Below are 21,622 nucleotides of genomic sequence, written 5' to 3' on the forward strand. Positions count from 1 at the left end.
GTTGCCTGTGCCGGCGATGAGGCCGGCGCTGCTAGTCGAGCAATTCGCGAGGCACATCATGCTTGGCCAGCAACTGGCACTGCTGGCTTTCCGGGTCGAACAGGATGTACGCCTGGCCCTTGGCCAATGCCTGTCGTACCCGCAGCACGCGGGTTTCCAGCGGGGTATCGTCGCCGTTGTCGGTGCCGTCGCGGGTGACGAAGTCCTCGATCAGGCGGGTCAGGGTTTCGGCTTGCAGTTGGTCGTAGGGGATCAGCATGGTGTGCGGTATCTAGGGTGTCGGTATGGGCATGCTACGCGAAACATCTGGCATTTTGGGGCCGCGTTGCAGCCCCCGGGGCCCTCAAGCCTTGTTCCCGACCAGGCTATCCACTATGGGCACCCGCGTATCGCTCTCCATCTGCGCATCATGTTCCAGCTGGTGGCTGAAGCGCTCCAACGATGCATTGGCCGGCTGCGAGTCACTGGCAAACACCGGCGGGCTCAGCAGGTACGCCGATAACAATCGGCTCAGCGCCGCCAGGCTGTCGATATGGGTTCGCTCATACCCATGGGTAGCATCGCAACCAAACGCCACCAGCGCGGTACGAATATCGTGCCCCGCCGTCACCGCCGAATGGGCATCGCTGAAGTAATAGCGAAACAGGTCGCGCCGCACCGGCAGGTCGTGGTCATTGGCCAGCTTCAGCAGGTGCCGGGACAGGTGGTAGTCGTAAGGCCCCGACGAGTCCTGCATGGCCACGCTCACCGCATGCTCGCTGGAGGCCTGCCCGGGCGCCACCGGGGCGATGTCGATGCCGACGAACTCGCTGACATCCCAGGGCAGGGCGCCGGCGGCACCCGAGCCGGTTTCTTCGGTGATGGTGAACAGCGGGTGGCAGTCGATCAGCGGCTGGCTGCCGCTTTCCACCACGGCTTTCAGCGCCGCCAGCAGCGCTGCCACACCGGCCTTGTCGTCCAGGTGGCGGGCGCTGATATGGCCGCTTTCGGTGAATTCGGGCAGTGGGTCGAAGGCAACGAAATCACCAATGCTCACGCCTAGCGCCTCGCAGTCGGCGCGGGTGGCGCAATAGGCATCCAGGCGTACCTCCACGTGTTCCCAGCTGATCGGCATCTGGTCGATGGCGGTATTGAAGGCATGCCCGCTGGCCATCAGCGGCAGCACGCTGCCACGGAACACGCCAGTGTCGGTGAACACGCTGACCCGGCTGCCTTCGGCGAAGCGGCTGGACCAGCAGCCGACCGGCGCCAGGGCCAGGCGGCCGTTGTCCTGCAACTGGCGCACGCTGGCGCCGATGGTGTCCAGGTGTGCGGACACGGCGCGGTCAGGTGAGGTCTGCCGCCCCTTTAGAGTGGCGCGGATGGTGCCGCGGCGGGTCAGCTCGAAGGGTATGCCCAGCTCGTCCAGGCGTTCGGCCACGTAGCGCACGATGGTGTCGGTGAAACCGGTGGGGCTGGGGATGGCGAGCATCTCCAGCAACACGCGCTTGAGGTAGTCGAGATCGGGTTCGGGATGTCGGTCGGACATGGTTGGGGGCTCCTTATATCCTGCGGCGGCCTCTTCGCGGGTAAACCCGCTCCCACAGGGACCCCACAGGGCCTGAGTGCAGCGCCGTACCTGTGGGAGCGGGTTTACCCGCGAAGAGGCCAGCAGCGGTTACGCCAAAGGCCGGCTATGCGGAAACAGCAGGTCGATAAAACGCTCGGCGGTCGGTTGCGGTTCATGGTTGGCCAACCCGGCACGCTCGTTGGCCTCGATGATCACGTACTCTGGCTGCCCGGCATCACGCACCATGAAGTCCAGCCCCACCACTGGAATCTCCAGCGCCCGTGCAGCGCGCACGGCAGCGTCGGCCAGCGCCGGGTGCAGGCGCTCTGTCACGTCTTCCAGGGTGCCGCCGGTGTGCAGGTTGGCGGTGCGTCGCACGGCCAGGCGCTGGCCGGCGGGCAACACGTCGTCATAGCCCAAGCCCGCCGCGCGCAGTGTGCGCTCGGTTTCGTCGTCCAGCGGAATACGGCTTTCGCCACCGGTTGCCGCCTGGCGCCGACGGCTCTGGGCATCGATCAGTTGGCGGATGCTGTGATTGCCATCGCCCAGTACCTGCGCCGGGTGACGGATGGCGGCGGCCACCACTTCATAGCCGATCACCACGATGCGCAGGTCATGCCCGGCATGGAAGCTTTCCAGCAGTACGCGGCTGTCGAACTGGCGGGCATGCGCCACGGCGCGGGTGATGTCGTCGATGCAGGTGAGGTTCACCGCCACCCCTTGCCCTTGCTCGCCATCGACCGGCTTGACCACCACCGCGCCATGCTCGTCGAGAAACGCCAGGTTGTCATCGGCATTGCCGGCCAACTGCTGCGCCGGTACCTGCAACCCGGCGCTGTGCAGGGCATGCCGGGTCAGGCGCTTGTCCTGGCACAGGGTCATGGTCACGGCGCTGGTCAGGTCGCTGAGCGACTCACGGCAGCGTATGCGACGCCCGCCCAGGCTGAGGGTGAACAAGCCGCCGGCAGCATCGTCCACTTGTACCTCGATACCCCGACGCAGCGCTTCGTCGACGATTATGCGTGCGTACGGGTTGAGGTCGGCTTGAGGCCCAGGCCCGAGAAACAGCTGCTCGTTGATGCCGTTCTTGCGCTTGACCGCAAAGGTCGGCAGGTTGCGAAAGCCCAGCTTCTGGTACAGGCGCTTGGCCTGGCGGTTGTCGTGCAGCACCGACAGGTCCAGGTAGGCCAGGCCGCGGCTCATGAAGTGCTCGACCAGGTGGCGCACCAGCACTTCACCCACGCCGGGGCGGGTGCAGTGCGGGTCCACGGCAAGGCACCACAGGCTGCTGCCGTGCTCGGGGTCGTCGAACGCCTTGGCGTGGTTCAGGCCCATGACGCTACCGATCACCGCGCCGGTGTCTTCGTCCTCGGCCAGCCAGTACACAGGGCCGCCCAGGTGCAGAGGGGTGATCAGCTCGGCATCGACCGGCAGCATGCCACGCGCCTGGTACAGGGTGTTGATCGCCTGCCAGTCGCCGGGGTTCTGCGCCCTGCGCACCCGAAAGCCACGGAACACACGCTGCGCTGGGCGGTAATCGGTGAACCACAGGCGCAGGGTGTCTGACGGGTCGAGGAACAGTTGCTGCGGGGCCTGGGCCAGCAACTGCTGCGGCGCGGCCACATATAGCGCGATGTCGCGCTCGCCGGGGCGTTCTTCCAGCAGGTCGGCGGCCAGGTCGGCCGGGTTGGGGTAGGTGTGGCCAATCAGCAGCCGGCCCCAGCCGCAATGCACGGCGCGCGGCTGGGCGTGGGGCTGGCTGCCGTCGCCGGCCAGGCGCGCCTGCAGGCGCTCGTAGGACGGCGCCTGGCCGCGTAACAGGCGCTGACCGTAGGCAGTTTCGTGAGCTTTCATCGGTCAGATTCCTTGTTCGCTCAGCCACAGGTTCAGCGCCGCCAGCTGCCACAGCTTGGAGCCGCGCAGCGGGGTCAACTGGCCGTGCGGGTTGCTCAGCAGGCGGTCGAGCATGGCCGGGTTGAACAGCCCGCGATCCTGGCTGGGGTCGGTCAGCAGCTCACGCACCCAGCCGAGGGTGGCGCCTTCCAGGTGTTTCAGGCCCGGCACCGGGAAGTAACCCTTCTTGCGGTCGATCACTTCGTGTGGAATCACTCGCCGCGCCGCCTGCTTGAGCACATGCTTGCCGCCATCGGGCAGCTTGAAGCGCGCCGGAATGCGCGCCGACAGTTCCACCAGGCGGTAGTCGAGGAACGGCGTGCGCGCCTCCAGGCCCCAGGCCATGGTCATGTTGTCCACCCGTTTGACCGGGTCGTCGACCAGCATCACCGTACTGTCCAGGCGCAGCGCCTTGTCTACCGCGTCGGGGGCGCCGGGGCGGGCGAAGTGTTCACGAACGAAGTCGCCGGCCGCGTCGGTTTCGAGCAACCAGGGTGCCTGCACGGTGTCGCGATACTCGGCGTGAGTGCGGTCGAAGAAGGCCTCGCGGTAGGCGGTGAATGCATCCTGGGCGCCGTCCACCTGCGGGTACCAGTGGTAGCCGGCGAACAGCTCGTCGGCGCCTTGGCCGCTTTGCACGCCCTTGCAGTGCTTGGCCACCTCCCGCGACAGCAGGTAGAAGGCAATACAGTCGTGGCTGACCATTGGCTCGCTCATCGCGCGGAAAGCGGCTGGCAACTGGTCGATGACCTCGTGCTCGGCGATGCGCAGTTGGTGGTGACGGGTACCATAGTGTTTGGCGATCAGGTCGGAATACTGGAATTCGTCGCCGCGTTCGCCGCCGGCATCCTCGAAACCGATGGAGAAGGTCGACAGGTCGTCCACGCCTGCTTCGCGCAGCAGGCCCACCAGCAGGCTTGAGTCGACCCCGCCAGACAGCAGCACACCTACGTCCACCGCTGCACGCTGGCGGATGGCCACGGCGTCGCGGGTGGCGTCGAGCACGCGGGTGGTCCAGCCTTCCAGGTCCAGCTCACGTTCGTCGGGGTTGGCGCCGTAGTGCAGCTGCCACCAGGTCTGGCGTTCCACTTCGCCACGGTGGTCGATGCGCATCCAGGTGCCGGGCTCCAGCTTTTGCACGTTGGCCAGCAAGGTGCGTGGCGCCGGCACCACGGCGTGGAAGTTCAGGTAGTGGTTGAGTGCCACCGGGTCGAGCATCGGGTCGATGTCACCACCCTTGAGTAGCGCTGGCAGGGCCGAGGCGAAACGCAGTCGCTCGCCGTTGCGCGACAGGTACAAGGGTTTGACGCCCAGGCGGTCGCGGGCGAGGAACAGGCGCTGGTTGTCGCGCTCCCAGATAGCCAGGGCGAACATGCCATTGAGCTTGGGCAGCAGCGCCGCGCCCCAGGCGTGGTAGCCCTTGAGCAACACCTCGGTGTCGCCGTCGGACCAGAAGGTGTAGCCCAGGGCTTGCAGCTCCTGGCGCAGCTCGGGGAAGTTGTAGATGGCACCGTTGAAGGCCAGCGACAAGCCCAGGGTGTTGTCGACCATCGGCTGGGCAGAGCCGTCGGACAGGTCCATGATTTTCAGGCGCCGGTGGCCGAGGGCGATCGGGCCCTGGCTATGGAAGCCCCAGGCATCCGGGCCGCGGGGCGCCAGGTGGTGGGTGATGCGCTCTACCGCAGCCAGGTCGGCTGGGCGAGGGGCTTGGTCGATGGGGGTGAAACGCAACTCTCCTGCTAATCCGCACATAGGTCCTTACCGGTTTTTCCGTTGGGGAGGGGGTGCCCCGGATTAGGGCACCTTAAGGAACTGACCCATGTGGTTTTTGAGAGTTTTAGATCGATCTGTTATATGAGGTTGGAGTGAAGGGGATGGCGTTGGATTTGTTGTGGCTTTGAGACCGAGCGCCGCCCGCGCGGCGCTTCGCGGGACAAGCCCGCTCCCACATTTGTTGCAACGTGCCGAACCTGTCAGGCCATGGTTGTCAGCCTTGTTGCCTTGACGCGATTTCCCGGCTGGCGCTACCGCCGCCTCGCCAGTCTCAAACTCTCCACCAAAGCGGGCAACGCCTCTCCCACAGGCATGGCCACGTTGCAACAAAATGTGGGAGCGGGCTTGTCCCGCGAAGCGCCGCGCGGGCGGCGCTCGGTCTCAAAGCCACAACAAATCCAACGCCATGCCCCCGGGCTTATCACTTGCCTCGAATCAACCTGCGCAAGGCAAACCGGTTCGGATGGCACGCCTCCGCCACCGCCCGTGGCAACGGCAGCGGTTCCCCGCACACCCACGCCGCCACCAGTTCGCCGCTCAAAGGCGCTGTGATCAACCCGCGCGAGCCATGCCCGCTGTTCACATACAACCCATCCAGCCAGGGGCAGGCCACATCCGGCACCTGCCGTGCATCCCGGCCCAGCACTGCGTAGGCCTCGGCGAACGCCTGCGCATCCGCCACCGGCCCGACGATCGGCAGGTAATCCGGGCTGGTGCAACGGAACGCCGCACGCCCCTGCAATTGCCCGGGGGCCAGCTCTGCGGTGCCCAGGCGCTGGGCCAGGTCGGCCGAAATCTCGTCCAGCAATGCCAGGTTGCCCTGGTGCTCGGCCACCGTCGGTGCCAGGTCTTGGCTGTGGAAATCGAAGCTCGCGCCCAGGGTATGTTCATCGCCGCGCGGCGGCGCTACATAGCCCTCCGCGCACAGCACGGTGCGCAGCGCGCGGCTGCCGGCGGTGGCCGGCAGGCGGGTGATCTGCCCACGGATGCGCTTGAGCGGCAACTTCGCGCATGGCTCGAAGCGCCGTACGTCGGCGGCACCGGCCAGGACCACCACCGGCGCGCTGGCCAGCAGGCGTTCGCCAGCCCAGGCTTGCCACTGCTCGTCGACCTTGCGCAACTCCAGCACTTCCTGGTGCGTCAACAGGCGAACACCTGGGTGCTGCAACTGCTGCTGGCACAGCGCTGGCGGGTGTACCCAGCCACCTTCGGGATAGAACAGTCCACCAGCTGGCAAAGCCACCCCGGCGATAGCTTCGGCTTCTGTACGTTCCAGCGAGTGCAGCAGGCCATGTTCGAAGGCGGCGGCCAGTTTGCCCTGGCGTTCGGCTTCCTTGCTGTCGAACGCCAGTTGCAGCACGCCACAGGCATCCCAGTCGCGGCCGCGTTGCAGGCGCTCCAGCTGGCGCCGCGTGTAGCCGAAACCGGACAGGATCATCTGCGACAGCGCCGTGCCATGGGCGGACAGCTTGAGGTACAGCACCCCTTGCGGGTTACCTGAAGCTTCCTGTGCCGGGGTGTCGTGGCGTTCCAGCACGGTAACCTGCCAGCCACGCCGTGCCAGGCTGGCGGCGGTTGTGCTGCCGGCGAGCCCGGCGCCTATCACCAGCGCTTCACGCGGCCCCGGTGGGGCCGCCGGGCGCGCGTACCACGGCGCGCCGGGGCAGGACACGGGACCGACGTAGGCGCCGTTCATCACTTCCCATTTCTTGCCGATGCCCGGCACCTTCCTCATGGCGAAGCCGGCGTCGACCAGGCTGCGGCGTACCCAGCCGGTGGTGGTGAAGGTGCCTAGCACCGTACCCGGGTATGACAGCCGCGCCAGTTGCGCGAACAGCTGCGGGGTCCACATGTCGGGGTTCTTGGCCGGGGCGAAGCCGTCGAGGAACCACACATCGATCTGTGCATCGAGTTGCGGCAGCTGTTCCAGTACGTCGCCTATCAGCAAGGTGAGGGTGACCCGGCCGTTGTCGAAGGTGAACTGCTGGAAGCCCTGGTGCACCGCCACGTACTGTTCCAGCAGGGGCTGGCTGTAGGCCGCCAGCTCCGGCCACAGGCGCACGGCGCGGGCCATGTCTTCGTGACCGAGGGGGTACTTTTCGACGCTGACGAAATGCAGGCGGGCCTCGGCGTGGGCGTGTTGCTCGAACAGTTGCCAGGCGCAGTAGAAATTCATGCCGGTGCCGAAACCGGTTTCGCCGATCACCAGACAGGCGTGCGGGGCGAGGGCGGCGAAACGTTCTGCCAGGCGGGTTTGCCCGAGAAACACGTGACGGGTTTCCTCGATGCCTTCGTTGACCGCGAAATAGACGTCGTCATATTGCCGCGAATGGGGGCGGCCCTGGTCGTCCCAGTCGATCTGGGCGTGCTGGAGGAGGGTGGACATGGTTGGCTCGGTTGCAGCGGATGGGCGGATTTTATGCCATCCGGAAGGTTTGCGCAGGCTGTGCCGGACGCTTCGCGGGCAGAAATGAAATCCGCTAGTCTTGCTTATCCATTGAAGGAGCCAGTGCATGTTCGAATCCGCCGAAATCGGCCACAGCATCGACAAGGAGGCTTACGACGCCGAGGTACCCGCTTTACGCGAGGCCCTGCTCGAAGCCCAGTACGAACTCAAGCAGCAGGCGCGTTTCCCGGTGATCGTGCTGATCAACGGCATCGAAGGCGCCGGCAAGGGCGAGACGGTCAAGCTGCTCAATGAGTGGATGGACCCGCGAATGATCGATGTGCTCACCTTCGACCAACAGACTGACGAGGAACTGGCCCGCCCGCCGGCCTGGCGCTATTGGCGGGCCCTGCCTCCGAAGGGGCGCATGGGTGTGTTCTTCGGCAACTGGTACAGCCAGATGCTGCAGGGGCGGGTGCACGGTGTGTTCAAGGATGCCGTGCTCGACCAGGCCATCACCGGCGCCGAACGCCTGGAGGAGATGCTGTACGACGAAGGCGCGCTGATCATCAAGTTCTGGTTCCACCTGTCCAAGAAGCAGATGAAGGCGCGGCTGAAATCGCTCAAGGACGACCCCCTGCACAGCTGGAAGATCAGCCCGCTGGACTGGCAGCAGTCGGAAACCTACGACCGTTTCGTGCGCTTTGGTGAGCGAGTGCTGCGCCGTACCAGTCGCGACTATGCGCCGTGGCATGTCATCGAGGGCGTCGACCCGAACTACCGCAGCCTGGCGGTAGGGCGCATCCTGCTGGAAAGCCTGCAGGCGGCGCTGGCCAACAACCACAAAGGCAAGCACCAGGGCAACGTTGCCCCGCTGGGCCGTAGCATCGACCAGCGCAGCCTGCTCGGCGCGTTGGACATGACCCTGCGCCTGGACAAGGCCGACTACCAGGAGCAACTGGTCACCGAGCAGGCCCGTCTGGCCGGCCTGCTGCGCGACAAGCACATGCGCCGGCATGCCCTGGTGGCGGTGTTCGAAGGCAACGACGCTGCTGGCAAGGGCGGTGCCATCCGCCGCGTGGCCGCCGCGCTGGACCCACGCCAGTACCGCATAGTGCCGATTGCCGCGCCCACTGAAGAAGAGCGCGCGCAGCCTTACCTGTGGCGGTTCTGGCGGCACATTCCGGCGCGCGGCAAGTTCACCATCTTCGACCGCTCCTGGTATGGTCGGGTGCTGGTGGAACGGGTGGAAGGCTTCTGCAGCCCGGCCGACTGGATGCGCGCCTACAGCGAGATCAACGATTTTGAAGAGCAGTTGGTGAATGCCGGCACGGTGGTGGTCAAGTTCTGGCTGGCGATCGACCAGCAGACTCAGCTGGAGCGCTTTGAGGAGCGCGAGCAGATCCCGTTCAAGCGCTACAAGATCACCGAAGATGACTGGCGCAACCGCGACAAGTGGGATGACTATGTCCAGGCGGTGGGGGACATGGTCGACCGTACCAGCACCGAGATCGCGCCGTGGACGCTGGTGGAGGCCAACGACAAGCGCTGGGCTCGGGTGAAGGTGCTGCGCACCATCAACCAGGCGCTTGAGGCGGCGTTTGCCAGGGACAAGAAATAATCGAAGTTCCTGTTTGCCTGTGCCGGCCTCTTCGCGGGTGAACCCGCTCCCACAGGAATACCACAGGGCTGAATTTTGTGTGATCCCTGTGGGAGCGGGTTTACCCGCGAAGAGGCCAGAACAGGCAGCACACCCGCCAAGCCATGCCGCAGAAGAATGACCTGATGAATTCTTTTCCCGGCACTCGCCACCGTCTCCGCCCTCCAAGCCCGTAGAATTCAACTACCCCCACCACGGGCTTGATCGAGGATTTTATGCACACCATTACTGGCCGCTGGGGCTATGGCCTGTTCCTGGCACTTCTGACCGCGCTGCTCTGGGGCATCCTGCCGATCAAGCTCAAGCAGGTGCTGCAAGTGGTCGACCCGGTCACTGTCACCTGGTATCGCCTGCTGGTTTCCGGTGGCCTGCTGTTCGCCTGGCTGGCCGCCAAGCGCAGGTTGCCTTCCTTCAGCAAACTGGCAACCAAGGGCAAGGGCCTGGTGGTGTTGGCCGTGCTCGGCCTGATGGGCAACTACGTGCTGTACCTGATTGGCCTCAAGCTGCTCAGTCCGGGCACCGCGCAACTGGTGGTGCAGATCGGCCCGGTGTTGTTGCTGGTGGCCAGCGTGTTCGTGTTCCGCGAACGCTTCAGCCTGGGGCAGGGCATGGGCCTGCTGGTTCTACTGGCGGGGTTTGGCCTGTTTTTCAACCAGCGCCTGGAAGAGCTGCTGACCTCGCTCGGCACCTATACCACCGGCGTGCTGACCATCCTGCTGGCCACCAGCATCTGGGTGTTCTATGCGCTTAGCCAGAAACAGCTGCTGACAGTGTGGCATTCGCAGCAGGTAATGATGGTGATCTACCTCAGCTGCGCCGCGCTGCTGACACCCTGGGCCCACCCGCTGGAGGCGTTGCAGCTGACCCCGGTGCAAGGCTGGCTGTTGCTGGCCTGTTGCCTGAATACCCTGGTGGCCTATGGCGCGTTCGCCGAGGCGCTGGCGCACTGGGAGGCGTCGCGGGTGAGTGCCACGCTGGCGCTGACCCCGCTGGTGACCTTTGTCGCGGTGGCGCTGGCAGCCCTGGTTTGGCCTGAGTATGTGCATGCCGAGGATATCAATGCCCTGGGCTATGTGGGGGCGGTAACCGTGGTGCTCGGCTCGGCGCTGGTGGCACTGGGGCCGTCGCTGGTGGCCGGGTGGCGGGCGCGCAGGGCGCGGTTGGCCCAGGTCTGACAGGCCTGCGCGCTTTTGTGGGAGCGGCCTTGTGTCGCGAAAGGGCTGCAAGGCAGCCCCAGCATTTTTGCATCCAGGCAGAGATCCTGGGGCCGCTTTGCGGCCCTTTCGCGACACAAGGCCGCTCCCACAATGACCGCGTAATGGCCTGCTACCCTGGTTAGCCCTTGCCCCCCGGGGCCAGCATGTTCTCAGGCCTCACCCACTGGTCGAACTGCTCATTGGTCAGGTACTTCAACTCCAATGCCGCTTCGCGCAAGGTCTTGCCTTCGCTATAGGCCTTCTTGGCAATTTCTGCCGCCTTGTCATAGCCAATATGCGGGTTAAGCGCCGTCACCAGCATCAACCCCCGCTCCAGGTGCGCCGCCATTTGCCCGGCATCCGGCTCGATGCCCGCCACGCAGTGCTGCTGGAAGTTGCGGCAGCCATCAGCCAGCAATTCGATCGACTGCAGCAGGTTGTGGATGATCACCGGCTTGAACACGTTCAGCTGTAAATGCCCCTGGCTGGCGGCAAAGCCGATTGCCGCGTCGTTGCCCAGCACCTGGCAGGCCAGCATCGACAGCGCTTCGCACTGGGTAGGGTTGACCTTGCCTGGCATGATCGAGCTGCCCGGCTCGTTGGCCGGCAGGCGTACCTCGGCCAGCCCGGCGCGCGGGCCGGAACCCAGCAGGCGCAGGTCGTTGGCGATTTTCATCAGGGCCACGGCCAGGGTCTTCAGGGCGCCGGCCAGGCTGGTCAGCGGCTCGTGGCCGGCGAGGGCGGCAAACTTGTTCGGCGCAGTGACGAACGGCAGGCCGGACAGCGCCGCCAGCTCGGCGGCGACGGCTTCGGCAAAACCATGCGGGGCGTTGAGCCCGGTACCCACGGCAGTGCCGCCCTGGGCCAGTTCACATACCGCCGGCAGGGTGGCGCGGATGGCGCGCTGGGCGTAGTCGAGCTGGGCGACGAAGGCCGACACCTCCTGGCCGAAGGTGATCGGCGTGGCGTCCATCATGTGCGTGCGGCCGGTCTTCACCAGCTTGTGGTGGCGTGCCGACAGCTCGGCCAGGCCCGAGGACAGTTCGGTGATGGCCGGCAGCAGCTTGTCGTGCACGGCCTGCACCGCGGCGATGTGCATGGCGGTGGGGAAGCAGTCGTTGGAGCTCTGCGAGCGGTTGACGTGGTCGTTGGGGTGCACGGGCGCCTTGCCGCCACGGCCCTTGCCGGCCAGTTCGTTGGCCCGCCCGGCGATCACTTCGTTGACGTTCATGTTGCTCTGGGTGCCGCTGCCGGTCTGCCAGACCACCAGCGGGAACTGGTCGTCGTGCTGGCCGTCCAGCACTTCGTCGGCGGCCTGTTCGATCAGCCGGGCGATGTCGGCCGGCAAGTCGCCATTACGGTCGTTGACGCGGGCCGCGGCTTTCTTGATCAGCGCCAGGGCATGCAGCACCGCGATGGGCATGCGTTCCTTGCCAATGGCGAAGTTGATCAGAGAACGCTGGGTCTGCGCACCCCAGTAGGCGTCCTCAGGAACTTCGACCGGGCCCAGGCTGTCTGTCTCGATACGGCTCATTCTGTACTCACTCCTGTGTAGTTCGAATTCGCAGTTTAGGCCCTGATTCGACCGAGCGGTTCAGTCGCTCGTCGTGCCACTTGAGCACATCGCCACCACGGCGCAGAATGCTCTACTCCTGAGGTACCCGCCTCCCTCTCTTCTGAAGGAAATGCAATGACCCGTCTCCGTGTCCTTTGTGCCGCCGTTGCCCTGGCTTGCGCCAGCGGCCAGGTACTCGCTGCCACCGCCAGCCACAACGCTGCTGCCGAGAAGTTCCTGACCCTGGCCAACGCCGACAAGCTGGGCACCCCGGTGTACATGCAGGTCCAGCAGATGTTCGCCCAGCGTTTCGCCCAGACCAAGGCCCCGGCCGCCAAGCAGCCGGTGCTGGAAAGCTACCAGGCCAAGGCCAACGCCGCGCTGGACAACGCTATCGGCTGGAACAAGCTGAAGCCGAAGATGGTCGACCTGTACACCCAGACCTTCACCGAGCAGGAGCTCAAGGACCTGGTCAAGTTCTACGAATCGCCGCTGGGCAAGAAAGTGCTGCGCGAAATGCCCAAGGTTACCCAGCAGTCGGCCCAGTTGACCCAGCAGAGCCTGGAGCCAGCGGTACCGGTGGTGAACAAGCTGCTGGATGACATGACCAAGGAGCTGGACCCGAACGCAGGCAAGGCCGCCGCCCCGGCGAAGAAGTGAGTACACCGCGATGACCATGCAACAGCGTATCGAACAGCAGCTGGCTGCCCTGGCGCCGCAACACCTGCAAGTGCTCAACGAAAGCCACATGCACAGTCGTGGTCAGGAGACCCACTACAAGGCAGTGATCGTCAGCGAGCAGTTTGCCGGGTTGAACAGCGTCAAGCGCCACCAGAAGGTGTACGCCACCATGGGTGAGCTGATGGGGCAGATCCATGCCCTGGCCATCCACACCTACACCGCCGAAGAGTGGGCCAAGGTCGGCGTTGCACCGGCCTCGCCGGTGTGTGCGGGCGGCGGGCACTGAAACCTTGCTGTTGTTCTGGTAGAATCCGCAGCATTCCGGGGGCCGCTTTGCGGCCCATTCGCGGCACAAGGCCGCTCCTACAGGGATAGCGCAGCCCGTCGGCTGGTGCATTCCCCTGTGGGAGCGGCCTTGTGCCGCGAATGGGGCGCAAAGCGCCCCCTGCTTTTTTGTCACACTGTCAAACCCGGTCCGCCCCTTACGAGGGCAACCACCTGGAGAACCTGCTTCATGTCCCAACCCATCGTCGTCGCGGCGCTGTACAAATTCGTCACCCTGGAAGACTACGTCGAGCTGCGCGAGCCGCTGCTCAAGACCATGCTCGACAACAACGTCAAAGGCACCCTGCTGCTGGCCCACGAGGGCATCAACGGCACCGTGTCGGCCACCCGCGAAGGCATCGACGGCCTGCTGGCCTGGCTGCGCAACGATCCGCGCCTGGCCGATGTCGACCACAAGGAGTCGTACTGCGACGAACAGCCGTTCTACCGCACCAAGGTCAAGCTCAAGAAAGAGATCGTCACCCTCGGCGTACCTGGCGTGGACCCGAACAAGGCAGTCGGTACCTACGTCGAGCCCAAGGACTGGAACGCGCTGATCAGCGACCCGGAAGTGCTGCTGATCGACACCCGCAACGACTACGAAGTGGCCATCGGCACCTTCAAGGGCGCCATCGACCCGAAGACCGAAACATTCCGCGAGTTTCCTGACTACATCAAGGCCAACTTCGACCCCGGCAAGCACAAGAAGGTTGCCATGTTCTGCACCGGCGGTATCCGTTGCGAAAAAGCCTCCAGCTACATGCTCGGTGAAGGCTTCGAGGCGGTCTATCATCTTAAGGGCGGCATCCTGAAATACTTCGAGGAAGTGCCTCAGGAAGAAAGCCTGTGGGACGGCGACTGCTTCGTCTTCGACAACCGCGTCACGGTGCGCCATGACCTGAGCGAAGGCGAGTACGACCAGTGCCACGCCTGCCGTCACCCGATCAATGCAGAGGAGCGTGCGTCCGAGCACTACTCGCCAGGGGTCAGCTGCCCGCATTGCTGGGACACCCTGAGCGAGAAGACCCGGCGTAGCGCCATCGACCGGCAGAAGCAGATCGAGCTGGCCAAGGCCCGCAACCTGCCGCACCCGATCGGTTACAACTACAAAGCCGAGGCTTGATGCATGTCTGCACGCCTGATCTATGTGATGGACCCGATGTGCTCCTGGTGCTGGGGTTTCGCGCCAGTGGCCTCGGCCCTGATCGCCCAGGCACGTGACGCAGGCGTGCCCACTCGGCTGGTGCCTGGCGGGCTTCGCACTGGCGGCAGTGCCCTGGACAGCTCCACCCGCAAGTACATCCTCGAACACTGGCAGGCAGTGGCTGATGCCACCGGCCAGCCATTCCGCTTCGAGGGGGCCATGCCGGAGGGCTTCGTCTACGACACCGAGCCGGCCTGCCGTGCCCTGGTCACCGCCCGCGAACTGGACGCCGAGCGCGTCTGGCCGCTGTTGGCGCTGATCCAGCGTTCGTTCTACGAGCAGGGCGTGGATGTGACCATTGCGCCGCAACTGGTCGAGCTGGCCGAACAGGCAGGCTTCGACCGTGCCGGGTTCGCCGAGGCCTTTGCCCGTGCCGACACCCGCGCCGCTACCGCAGCCGATTTCAGCTGGGCCCAGGACCTGGGCATTGCCGGTTTTCCGACCCTGCTGGCCGAACGTAATGGCCAACTGGCCCTGCTGACCAACGGCTACCAGCCGCTGGAACGCCTGCAACCCTTGCTCGGCCGTTGGCTGCAGCAGGCCGCCTGTGCTTGATCTGCCTGGGTCACCCGACCCGGTGCCGGGCAAGCCTCACAGTGCGGCCGATCGACTGAGCTGGGCGGAAATCCGCCGCTTGGCCCTGCACCACAAGAAAAGCCTCTGGTCCGCCAACCTCATCGCCGTATTGGCGGCCTGTTGCAGCGTACCTATCCCGTTGCTGCTGCCGTTGCTTGTGGACGAAGTGCTGCTGGGCCATGGCGATGCCGCACTGAAGTGGATGAACCACCTGCTGCCGTCCAGTTGGCAGGTGGCGGCCGGCTACATCGGCCTGATGCTGCTGCTGACCCTGTGCCTGCGCCTGGCTGCCCTGGCATTCAACGTGATCCAGGCCAAGCTGTTCGCCGGCCTGGCCAAGGACATCGTCTACCGCCTGCGCATTCGCCTGATCGAGCGGCTCAAGCGTATCTCGTTGAAGGAATACGAAAGCCTGGGCAGCGGCACGGTGACCACCCACCTGGTCACCGATCTGGACACCCTCGACAAATTCGTCGGCGAGACCCTCAGCCGCTTCCTGGTGGCCATGCTGACCCTGACCGGCACGGCGGCCATCCTTATCTGGATGCACTGGCAGCTGGCCTTGTTGATCCTGTTGTTCAACCCACTGGTTATCTACTTCACCGTGCAGTTGGGCAAGCGGGTCAAGCACCTGAAAAAGCTCGAGAACGACAGCACTGCGCGGTTTACCCAGGCGCTGGCGGAAACCCTCGACGCCATCCAGGAAATCCGCGCCGGCAACCGCCAGGGCTACTTCCTCGGTCGCCTTGGTCTGCGCGCCCGGGAAGTGCGTGACTACGCCGTGGACTCGCAATGGAAGAGCGATGCCAGCGGCCGTGCCAGTGGCCTGCTGTTCCAGTTCGGCATCGATATCTTCCGCGCCGCGGCCATGCTCACTGTGCTGTTCTCCGATTTGTCGATCGGCCAGATGCTGGCTGTGTTCAGCTATCTGTGGTTCATGATCGGCCCGGTGGAGCAACTGCTCAACCTGCAATACGCCTACTACGCCGCCGGAGGTGCGTTGAGCCGCCTCAACGAACTGCTTGCGCGTGCCGACGAGCCGCAGTACCCGGCTGCCAGCGACCCGTTCGCCGGCCGCGAGACCGTGGGTATCGAAGTGCGCGACCTGCGCTTTGCCTATGCCGACGAGCCGGTGCTCGAGCACCTCGACCTGTCCATCGCCCCGGGCGAGAAGGTGGCGATCGTCGGCGCCAGCGGTGGTGGCAAGAGCACCTTGGTGCAACTGTTGCTGGGCCTTTATAGCGCCCAGGCCGGCACCATCCGCTTTGGCGGTGCCAGCTTGCAGGAGATCGGCCTGGAAACCCTGCGCGAAAACGTTGCGGTGGTGTTGCAGCACCCGTCTTTGTTCAATGACACAGTGCGCGCCAACCTGACCATGGGCCGTGACTGCAGCGATGAGGCCTGCTGGCAGGCGCTGCGCATCGCCCAGCTGGATGCCACCATCGCCGCCCTGCCGCAGGGCCTGGACAGTGTCGTGGGGCGCTCTGGCGTGCGCTTGTCCGGTGGTCAGCGCCAGCGCCTGGCCATTGCCCGCATGGTGCTGGCCGAACCCAAGGTGGTGATCCTTGACGAAGCCACCTCAGCTCTGGATGCCGCCACCGAATACAACCTGCACCAGGCCCTGGCGCGCTTCCTCAGCGGCCGCACCACACTGATCATCGCCCACCGCCTGTCGGCGGTGAAACAGGCTGACCGGGTGCTGGTGTTCGATGGCGGGCATGTGGCCGAGGATGGCGATCATCAGCAACTGATTGCCGAGGGTGGGTTGTATGCCAAGTTGTATGGGCACCTGCAGCAGAGCTGAGTTGGTGGTTGCCTGTGCCGGCCTGTTGGTACAAATCCCCCGATTTCCTGTCATAAAAAACCCAACCGCAGGGGTGGCAAATGGCCTACGCTGTGCTTGTCTGGGTTGATTTGCGCCTTATCTGCTCTGTGACAGGGACTCCATGAAGGGACATCGCACTCTAGAAGCGCCAAAGTTGCTCGGCATCACCTGGCCCTTCATTGCCGTTGTGGTCTTCCAGGTGGCCTTGGGCAGCCTCAGCCTTTATACGCTCTCGGCCGTGCGTGCCTATGTCGCGGGTGAAAGCCTGTGGTCCAAGGCGCAGAAAGACGCCATCTACTACCTCAACCTGTACGCTGAAACCCGCGACGACAGCACCTTCCAGCGCTATCGTCAGGCCATCACCGTGCCCCAGGGCGACCACCAGTTGCGCGAGGTGCTCGACCAGCCCATCCCCGACCTGAACGCCGCGCGCCAGGCTGTGCTGCAAGGCGGCAACCACCCCGAAGATGTCGAGCGGATCATCTGGTTCTACCGCAACTTTCGCAACGTCAGCTACATGCAGACGGCCATCGACTATTGGGACATCGGCGATGACTACCTGAGCAAGCTGGATATGCTGGCCGTGGAAATGCGTAGCAGCTTCGCCGCAGGCCCGGTCGATGCCCGCACGGTCAGCGACTGGAAGGCGCGTATCGTCACCATCAACGAAGGGGTAACCCCCGCCGCCAGGGCGTTCAGCGATGCCCTGGGCGAAGGCTCGCGCATGCTGTTACGGGTGCTGCTGATCACCAACCTGCTGACTGCGATGTTCCTGATTGCCATTGCCTGGCGCCGTTCCAGCAAACTGTTGGCCCAGCGCCAGGCCTTTGCCAGCGCCCTGCAGGAAGAAAAGGAGCGGGCGCAGATCACCCTGCAGGCCATTGGCGATGCGGTGATTACCGCTGATGTGGAGGGCAGTATCGGTTACATGAACCCGGCCGCCGAGCAACTTACCCACTGGCAGGCCGGCCAGGCCCAGGGCCTGCCGCTGTCGGCGTTGTTCAGCCTGGTGGACGAGCAGGCCGAGGAAGACGGCCGCAGCCTGGTCGAGCAGGTGCTCAGCGGTAGCCTCAGGGGCGGCGCCGAGCATGCCCGGTTGATCCAGCGCCTGGACGGCAGCACTGTGTCGGTCAACCTGGTCGGCTCACCGATCGTCAGTGACGGCCAGGTCAGTGGCATCGTGCTGGTGCTGCACGACATGACCCAGGAGCGCCAGTACATCGCCAACCTGTCCTGGCAGGCTACTCACGACGCCCTGACCGGCCTGGCCAACCGCCGCGAGTTCGAGTACCGCCTGGAGCAGGCGCTCAATGGCCTGGCGCGTCTGGCCGGGCGGCATTCGCTGATGTTCCTTGACCTCGACCAGTTCAAGTTGGTCAACGACACCTGCGGGCATGCCGCAGGCGACGAGTTGCTGCGGCACATCTGCGCCGTGCTGCAGTCCGGTTTGCGCGAAGGCGATACCCTGGCCCGGCTAGGTGGTGACGAATTCGGTGTGCTGCTGGAAAACTGTCCGCCCGACCAGGCCGAGCGCATTGCCGAGCAGCTGCGCCAGATGGTGCAGAGCCTGCATTTCGTATGGAAGGGGCGGCCGTTCGTCACCACCGTCAGCGTCGGCCTGGTGCACATGGCCCAGGCCCCTGGCACCCTCGAGACATCGCTGCGCGCCGCCGACATGGCCTGCTACATGGCCAAGGAAAAGGGCCGCAATCGCGTGCAGGTGTACCATGCCGACGACAGCGAGCTGTCCATGCGCTTTGGCGAAATGGCCTGGATCCAGCGTCTGCACGTGGCCCTGGAGGAAAACCGCTTCTGTCTGTACGCCCAGGAAATCGCCCCGCTGAAAACATTCGAAGGCCCCGGGCATATCGAGATCCTGCTGCGCCTGCACGACGAAAGCGGCCGAACCATCCTGCCCGGCAGCTTCATCCCGGCGGCCGAGCGCTATGGCCTGATGACCGCGCTGGACCGCTGGGTGGTACGCAATGTGTTTAAGGTCATCCACCAGTGCCTGGACGAAGGGCGTGAAGGGCCGCTGTCGATCTGCGCGATCAACCTGTCGGGGTCGAGCATTGGCGACGACAAGTTCCTCGAGTACCTGCAGCGCCTGTTCGTCGAGTACGCCATCCCTGCGCGGATGATCTGTTTCGAAATCACCGAGACCAGCGCCATAGCCAACCTTGGCAGCGCCATACGCTTTATCAACGAGTTGAAGGGGCTGGGTTGTCGCTTCTCGCTCGATGATTTCTGCGCTGGCATGTCATCGTTCGCCTACCTCAAGCATTTGCCCGTGGATTACCTGAAGATCGACGGGAGTTTCGTCAAGGACATGCTCGACGATCCGGTCAACCGGGCAATGGTCGAGGTCATCAACCACATCGGTCACGTAATGGGCAAGCGCACCATCGCCGAATTCGTCGAAACACCCTTGATCGAGCAGGCCTTGCAGGAGATTGGCGTTGATTACGCCCAGGGCTACCTGATTGAACGCCCCCAGGTGTTCACCTGTGACAGTCTGCAGCGCCAACGGATCGCCACCCGGCCTCTGTTGCAGCGGGCGCCTGGCACGTTTCGTTAGCTAGAGATCGCAAGGATCAAGGAGCTCAAAGTGATTGATGCATTCGTTCGTATCGGCCCTCTGATGGACCCTGCAAGCTACCCCCACTGGGCCCAGCAACTGATTGAGGATTGCCGCGAAAGCAAGCGCCGGGTTGTGGAACACGAGTTCTACGCACGGCTGCGCGATGGCCAGTTGAAGCAATCGACCATCCGCCAGTACCTGATCGGTGGCTGGCCGGTGGTTGAGCAGTTCTCGCTTTACATGGCGCACAACCTGACCAAGACCCGTTACGGTCGGCATCAGGGGGAGGATATGGCGCGGCGCTGGTTGATGCGCAATATCCGGGTCGAGCTCAACCATGCCGACTATTGGGTCAGCTGGGCCCAGGCGCATGGTGTGCACCTGCATGAATTGCAGGCGCAGAACGTCCCGGCCGAGCTGAACGGCCTGAACGACTGGTGCTGGCGTGTGTGTTTCACCGAAAACCTCGCCATATCCATGGCGGCGACCAATTACGCCATTGAAGGCGCGACTGGCGAGTGGTCGGCGGTAGTGTGTTCCAGCGACACCTATGCGCTGGGCTTTCCGGAGGATGAGCGCAAGCGGGCGATGAAGTGGCTGAAGATGCATGCCCAGTATGACGACGCGCACCCATGGGAGGCGCTGGAGATCATCTGCACCCTGGCCGGCGAGAACCCGACGCTGGGGCTGCGTACCGAGCTGCGCAGGGCGATATGCAGGAGCTATGACTGCATGTACCTGTTCCTGGAGCGGTGCATGCAGCTGGAAGGGCGCCAGCAGGAGCGTAGGCGCCCGGCGTTGGCAGTGGGCTGATCGTTCGTCTGTATCGGCCTCTTCGCGGGTAAACCTGCTCCCACAGGTACTGCACTGCCCTCATGGACGGTGACTCTCCCGTGGGAGCGGGTTTACCCGCGAAAGGGCCGGTACAGGCAAACCTTTACTGGGCGTTGAACGCCTGCCCATTCACCCCTTTGCTGTCCGGCCCCATCAGGTACAGGTACACCGGCATGATCTCTTCCGGCAGCGGGTTGTTCTGCGGGTTTTCACTGGGGTAGGCCTGTGCCCGCATCGCCGTGCGCGTGGCGCCCGGGTTGATGCTGTTGGCGCGCACCGGCGCCACGCCTTCCAGTTCATCGGCCAAGGTCTGCATCAGGCCCTCGGTGGCGAACTTCGACACGCCATAGGCGCCCCAGTAGGCCCGGCCCTTGCGCCCGACGCTGCTGCTGGTGAACACCACCGACGCATCTTCCGACAGCTTCAGCAGTGGCAGCAGGGTGCTGGTGAGCATGAAGGTGGCATTGACGTTGATGTGCATCACGCGCATGAAGTTGTCACCCGACAGCTGCTCCAGCGGTGTGCGCGGGCCGATGATCGAAGCGTTGTTCAGCAGGCCGTCGAGGCGACCGAACTGGTCCTCGATCATCACCGCCAGTTCGTCGTACTGGTGGGGCAGGGCGGTTTCCAGGTTGAACGGGATCACTACCGGCTGCGGGTGCCCGGCGGCTTCGATCTGGTCGTAGACCTCGTTGAGATTGGCCTCGGTCTTGCCCAGCAGCAGCACGGTGGCGCCCAGCGCAGCATAGGCCTTGGCGGCAGCAGCGCCGATGCCGCGGCCGGCGCCGGTAACCAGGATGATCCGGCCTTGCAGCAGGTCGGGGCGGGCGGTGTAGTCGAACATGGTAGGTCCTTCGAGTTCGTTGGCGCGGCACCGCTCCCACAGGGGCTGTGCTGCGGTCTAGACGGGGTTCAGCAGCCGCACAGCGCGCTGTCGATAACCTTGCGCAGTTCCAGTGGGTGGTCCACCACCACGTCGGCGCCCCAGTTGTTGGGGTTGTCCTCTGGATGAATATAGCCGTAGCGCACCGCTGCCGTGCGGGTACCGGCGTCGCGGCCAGACTCGATGTCGCGCAGGTCGTCGCCGACGAACAGCACGCTGGCCGGGTCCAGCCCCAGGGTCTTGCAGGCCAGGATCAGCGGCTCGGGGTCGGGCTTGCTGTTTTTGACGTGGTCCGGGCAGATCAGCAGCGCCGAACGCTCGGCCAGGCCCAACTGCTGCATGATCGGCTCGGCGAAGCGTACCGGCTTGTTGGTGACCACGCCCCACAGCAGGTTGCCTTTCTCGATGTCGGCCAGTAGCTCGGCCATGCCGTCGAACAGCTTGCTGTGCACCGCGCAATCGCGCTGGTAGCGCTCGAGGAACTCCAGGCGCAGGGCCTCGAAGCCCTCTGCCTCCGGGCTGATGGCGAAGGTTGCGGCGACCATCGCCCGGGCACCGCCGGAGATCACGTCGCGGATCAGCTTGTCATCGACGGCCGGCAGCCCGCGCTCGGCGAGCATGGCCTGGCAGATGGCGATGAAGTCCGGCGCCGTGTCGAGCAAGGTGCCATCCATGTCGAAGAGTACTGCTTGCAAGCGCATG

The 21,622-nt window shown here is 64.6% G+C and carries 17 protein-coding genes; 9 read left to right on the plus strand and 8 right to left on the minus strand.

Going from position 1 to position 21,622, the window contains the following annotated elements; genetic code table 11:
• Positions 1-31: 31 nt before the first annotated feature.
• The 5 genes from CAY82_RS12790 to mnmC form a co-directional block, all read right to left on the minus strand.
• Complete coding sequence (locus CAY82_RS12790; protein WP_087501520.1) at positions 32-259, minus strand: YheU family protein; 228 nt, start codon at positions 257-259, stop codon at positions 32-34.
• An 84-nt stretch (positions 260-343) separates the two neighbouring features.
• Complete coding sequence (locus CAY82_RS12795; RefSeq protein WP_087501521.1) at positions 344-1,528, minus strand: osmoprotectant NAGGN system M42 family peptidase; 1,185 nt, start codon at positions 1,526-1,528, stop codon at positions 344-346.
• A 129-nt stretch (positions 1,529-1,657) separates the two neighbouring features.
• Positions 1,658-3,403 carry an N-acetylglutaminylglutamine synthetase gene (ngg, locus tag CAY82_RS12800; protein WP_087501522.1) on the minus strand — a complete coding sequence of 582 codons (1,746 nt, stop codon included), beginning with the start codon at positions 3,401-3,403 and terminating at the stop codon, positions 1,658-1,660.
• Positions 3,404-3,406: 3 nt separating this feature from the next.
• Positions 3,407-5,194 carry an N-acetylglutaminylglutamine amidotransferase gene (locus CAY82_RS12805; protein WP_087501523.1) on the minus strand — a complete coding sequence of 596 codons (1,788 nt, stop codon included), beginning with the start codon at positions 5,192-5,194 and terminating at the stop codon, positions 3,407-3,409.
• Between the two features lie 442 nt (positions 5,195-5,636).
• Positions 5,637-7,601 (minus strand): bifunctional tRNA (5-methylaminomethyl-2-thiouridine)(34)-methyltransferase MnmD/FAD-dependent 5-carboxymethylaminomethyl-2-thiouridine(34) oxidoreductase MnmC, encoded by a 1,965-nt coding sequence (gene mnmC / locus CAY82_RS12810; protein ID WP_087501524.1) that lies wholly within the window; start codon positions 7,599-7,601, stop codon positions 5,637-5,639.
• A 127-nt stretch (positions 7,602-7,728) separates the two neighbouring features.
• Here mnmC and pap point away from each other — a divergent pair, with 127 nt between their 5' ends.
• Together pap and CAY82_RS12820 are read left to right on the plus strand one after the other, a co-directional pair.
• Positions 7,729-9,222: a polyphosphate:AMP phosphotransferase gene (pap, locus tag CAY82_RS12815; protein ID WP_087501525.1), complete on the plus strand. Its 1,494-nt coding sequence runs from the start codon at positions 7,729-7,731 to the stop codon at positions 9,220-9,222.
• A 254-nt stretch (positions 9,223-9,476) separates the two neighbouring features.
• Entirely contained in the window at positions 9,477-10,436 is a 960-nt protein-coding gene (locus CAY82_RS12820; protein ID WP_087501526.1) for a DMT family transporter, read from the plus strand.
• A 160-nt stretch (positions 10,437-10,596) separates the two neighbouring features.
• Here the strand turns inward: CAY82_RS12820 and CAY82_RS12825 are convergent, their stop codons facing one another.
• On the minus strand, positions 10,597-11,991 hold the full coding sequence (locus CAY82_RS12825) for a class II fumarate hydratase (protein WP_087501527.1): 1,395 nt from the start codon (positions 11,989-11,991) through the stop codon (positions 10,597-10,599).
• 156 nt (positions 11,992-12,147) lie between these two features.
• Here CAY82_RS12825 and CAY82_RS12830 point away from each other — a divergent pair, with 156 nt between their 5' ends.
• From CAY82_RS12830 to CAY82_RS12860, 7 genes are all read left to right on the plus strand, one after another.
• A complete protein-coding gene (locus CAY82_RS12830; protein ID WP_087501528.1) occupies positions 12,148-12,672 on the plus strand; it encodes a DUF2059 domain-containing protein in 525 nt (174 codons plus the stop codon).
• Positions 12,673-12,682: 10 nt separating this feature from the next.
• Positions 12,683-12,979, plus strand: coding sequence for a BolA family transcriptional regulator (locus CAY82_RS12835; RefSeq protein ID WP_087501529.1), 297 nt, complete (start codon positions 12,683-12,685; stop codon positions 12,977-12,979).
• Between the two features lie 228 nt (positions 12,980-13,207).
• The gene (locus CAY82_RS12840; RefSeq protein WP_087501530.1) at positions 13,208-14,140 is read left to right on the plus strand and encodes a rhodanese-related sulfurtransferase; all 933 of its coding nucleotides are present in this window, start codon (positions 13,208-13,210) and stop codon (positions 14,138-14,140) included.
• Positions 14,141-14,143: 3 nt separating this feature from the next.
• Complete coding sequence (locus tag CAY82_RS12845; RefSeq protein ID WP_087501531.1) at positions 14,144-14,776, plus strand: DsbA family protein; 633 nt, start codon at positions 14,144-14,146, stop codon at positions 14,774-14,776.
• Positions 14,769-16,601, plus strand: coding sequence for an ABC transporter ATP-binding protein (locus CAY82_RS12850; protein ID WP_087501532.1), 1,833 nt, complete (start codon positions 14,769-14,771; stop codon positions 16,599-16,601). The genes CAY82_RS12845 and CAY82_RS12850 overlap by 8 nt, the downstream gene beginning before the upstream one ends.
• 142 nt (positions 16,602-16,743) lie before the next feature.
• Positions 16,744-19,200, plus strand: a complete 2,457-nt coding sequence (locus tag CAY82_RS12855) for an EAL domain-containing protein (RefSeq protein ID WP_087501533.1) — start codon at positions 16,744-16,746, stop codon at positions 19,198-19,200.
• A 30-nt stretch (positions 19,201-19,230) separates the two neighbouring features.
• Positions 19,231-20,016 (plus strand): TenA family transcriptional regulator, encoded by a 786-nt coding sequence (locus CAY82_RS12860; protein ID WP_087501534.1) that lies wholly within the window; start codon positions 19,231-19,233, stop codon positions 20,014-20,016.
• 124 nt (positions 20,017-20,140) lie between these two features.
• On the opposite strand, the gene CAY82_RS12865 is transcribed toward CAY82_RS12860, so the two are convergent.
• Together CAY82_RS12865 and mupP are read right to left on the minus strand one after the other, a co-directional pair.
• Positions 20,141-20,881 carry a YciK family oxidoreductase gene (locus CAY82_RS12865; RefSeq protein ID WP_087501535.1) on the minus strand — a complete coding sequence of 247 codons (741 nt, stop codon included), beginning with the start codon at positions 20,879-20,881 and terminating at the stop codon, positions 20,141-20,143.
• A 68-nt stretch (positions 20,882-20,949) separates the two neighbouring features.
• Positions 20,950-21,621 carry an N-acetylmuramic acid 6-phosphate phosphatase MupP gene (gene mupP / locus CAY82_RS12870; protein WP_087501536.1) on the minus strand — a complete coding sequence of 224 codons (672 nt, stop codon included), beginning with the start codon at positions 21,619-21,621 and terminating at the stop codon, positions 20,950-20,952.
• Position 21,622 lies beyond the last annotated feature (1 nt).

The organism is Pseudomonas sp. SID14000, assembly GCF_002165135.1.
Taxonomy (GTDB): domain Bacteria; phylum Pseudomonadota; class Gammaproteobacteria; order Pseudomonadales; family Pseudomonadaceae; genus Aquipseudomonas.

Coding starts and splice junctions, on each gene's coding strand:
- CAY82_RS12865 (WP_087501535.1), bottom strand. CDS start 20,881: ATGTTCGACTACACCGCCCGCCCCGACCTGCTGCAAGGCCGGATCATC.
- CAY82_RS12835 (WP_087501529.1), top strand. CDS start 12,683: ATGACCATGCAACAGCGTATCGAACAGCAGCTGGCTGCCCTGGCGCCG.
- CAY82_RS12825 (WP_087501527.1), bottom strand. CDS start 11,991: ATGAGCCGTATCGAGACAGACAGCCTGGGCCCGGTCGAAGTTCCTGAG.
- CAY82_RS12845 (WP_087501531.1), top strand. CDS start 14,144: ATGTCTGCACGCCTGATCTATGTGATGGACCCGATGTGCTCCTGGTGC.
- CAY82_RS12855 (WP_087501533.1), top strand. CDS start 16,744: ATGAAGGGACATCGCACTCTAGAAGCGCCAAAGTTGCTCGGCATCACC.
- CAY82_RS12830 (WP_087501528.1), top strand. CDS start 12,148: ATGACCCGTCTCCGTGTCCTTTGTGCCGCCGTTGCCCTGGCTTGCGCC.
- CAY82_RS12840 (WP_087501530.1), top strand. CDS start 13,208: ATGTCCCAACCCATCGTCGTCGCGGCGCTGTACAAATTCGTCACCCTG.
- CAY82_RS12820 (WP_087501526.1), top strand. CDS start 9,477: ATGCACACCATTACTGGCCGCTGGGGCTATGGCCTGTTCCTGGCACTT.
- mupP (WP_087501536.1), bottom strand. CDS start 21,621: ATGCGCTTGCAAGCAGTACTCTTCGACATGGATGGCACCTTGCTCGAC.
- CAY82_RS12790 (WP_087501520.1), bottom strand. CDS start 259: ATGCTGATCCCCTACGACCAACTGCAAGCCGAAACCCTGACCCGCCTG.
- CAY82_RS12805 (WP_087501523.1), bottom strand. CDS start 5,194: ATGTGCGGATTAGCAGGAGAGTTGCGTTTCACCCCCATCGACCAAGCC.
- ngg (WP_087501522.1), bottom strand. CDS start 3,403: ATGAAAGCTCACGAAACTGCCTACGGTCAGCGCCTGTTACGCGGCCAG.
- mnmC (WP_087501524.1), bottom strand. CDS start 7,601: ATGTCCACCCTCCTCCAGCACGCCCAGATCGACTGGGACGACCAGGGC.
- CAY82_RS12795 (WP_087501521.1), bottom strand. CDS start 1,528: ATGTCCGACCGACATCCCGAACCCGATCTCGACTACCTCAAGCGCGTG.
- pap (WP_087501525.1), top strand. CDS start 7,729: ATGTTCGAATCCGCCGAAATCGGCCACAGCATCGACAAGGAGGCTTAC.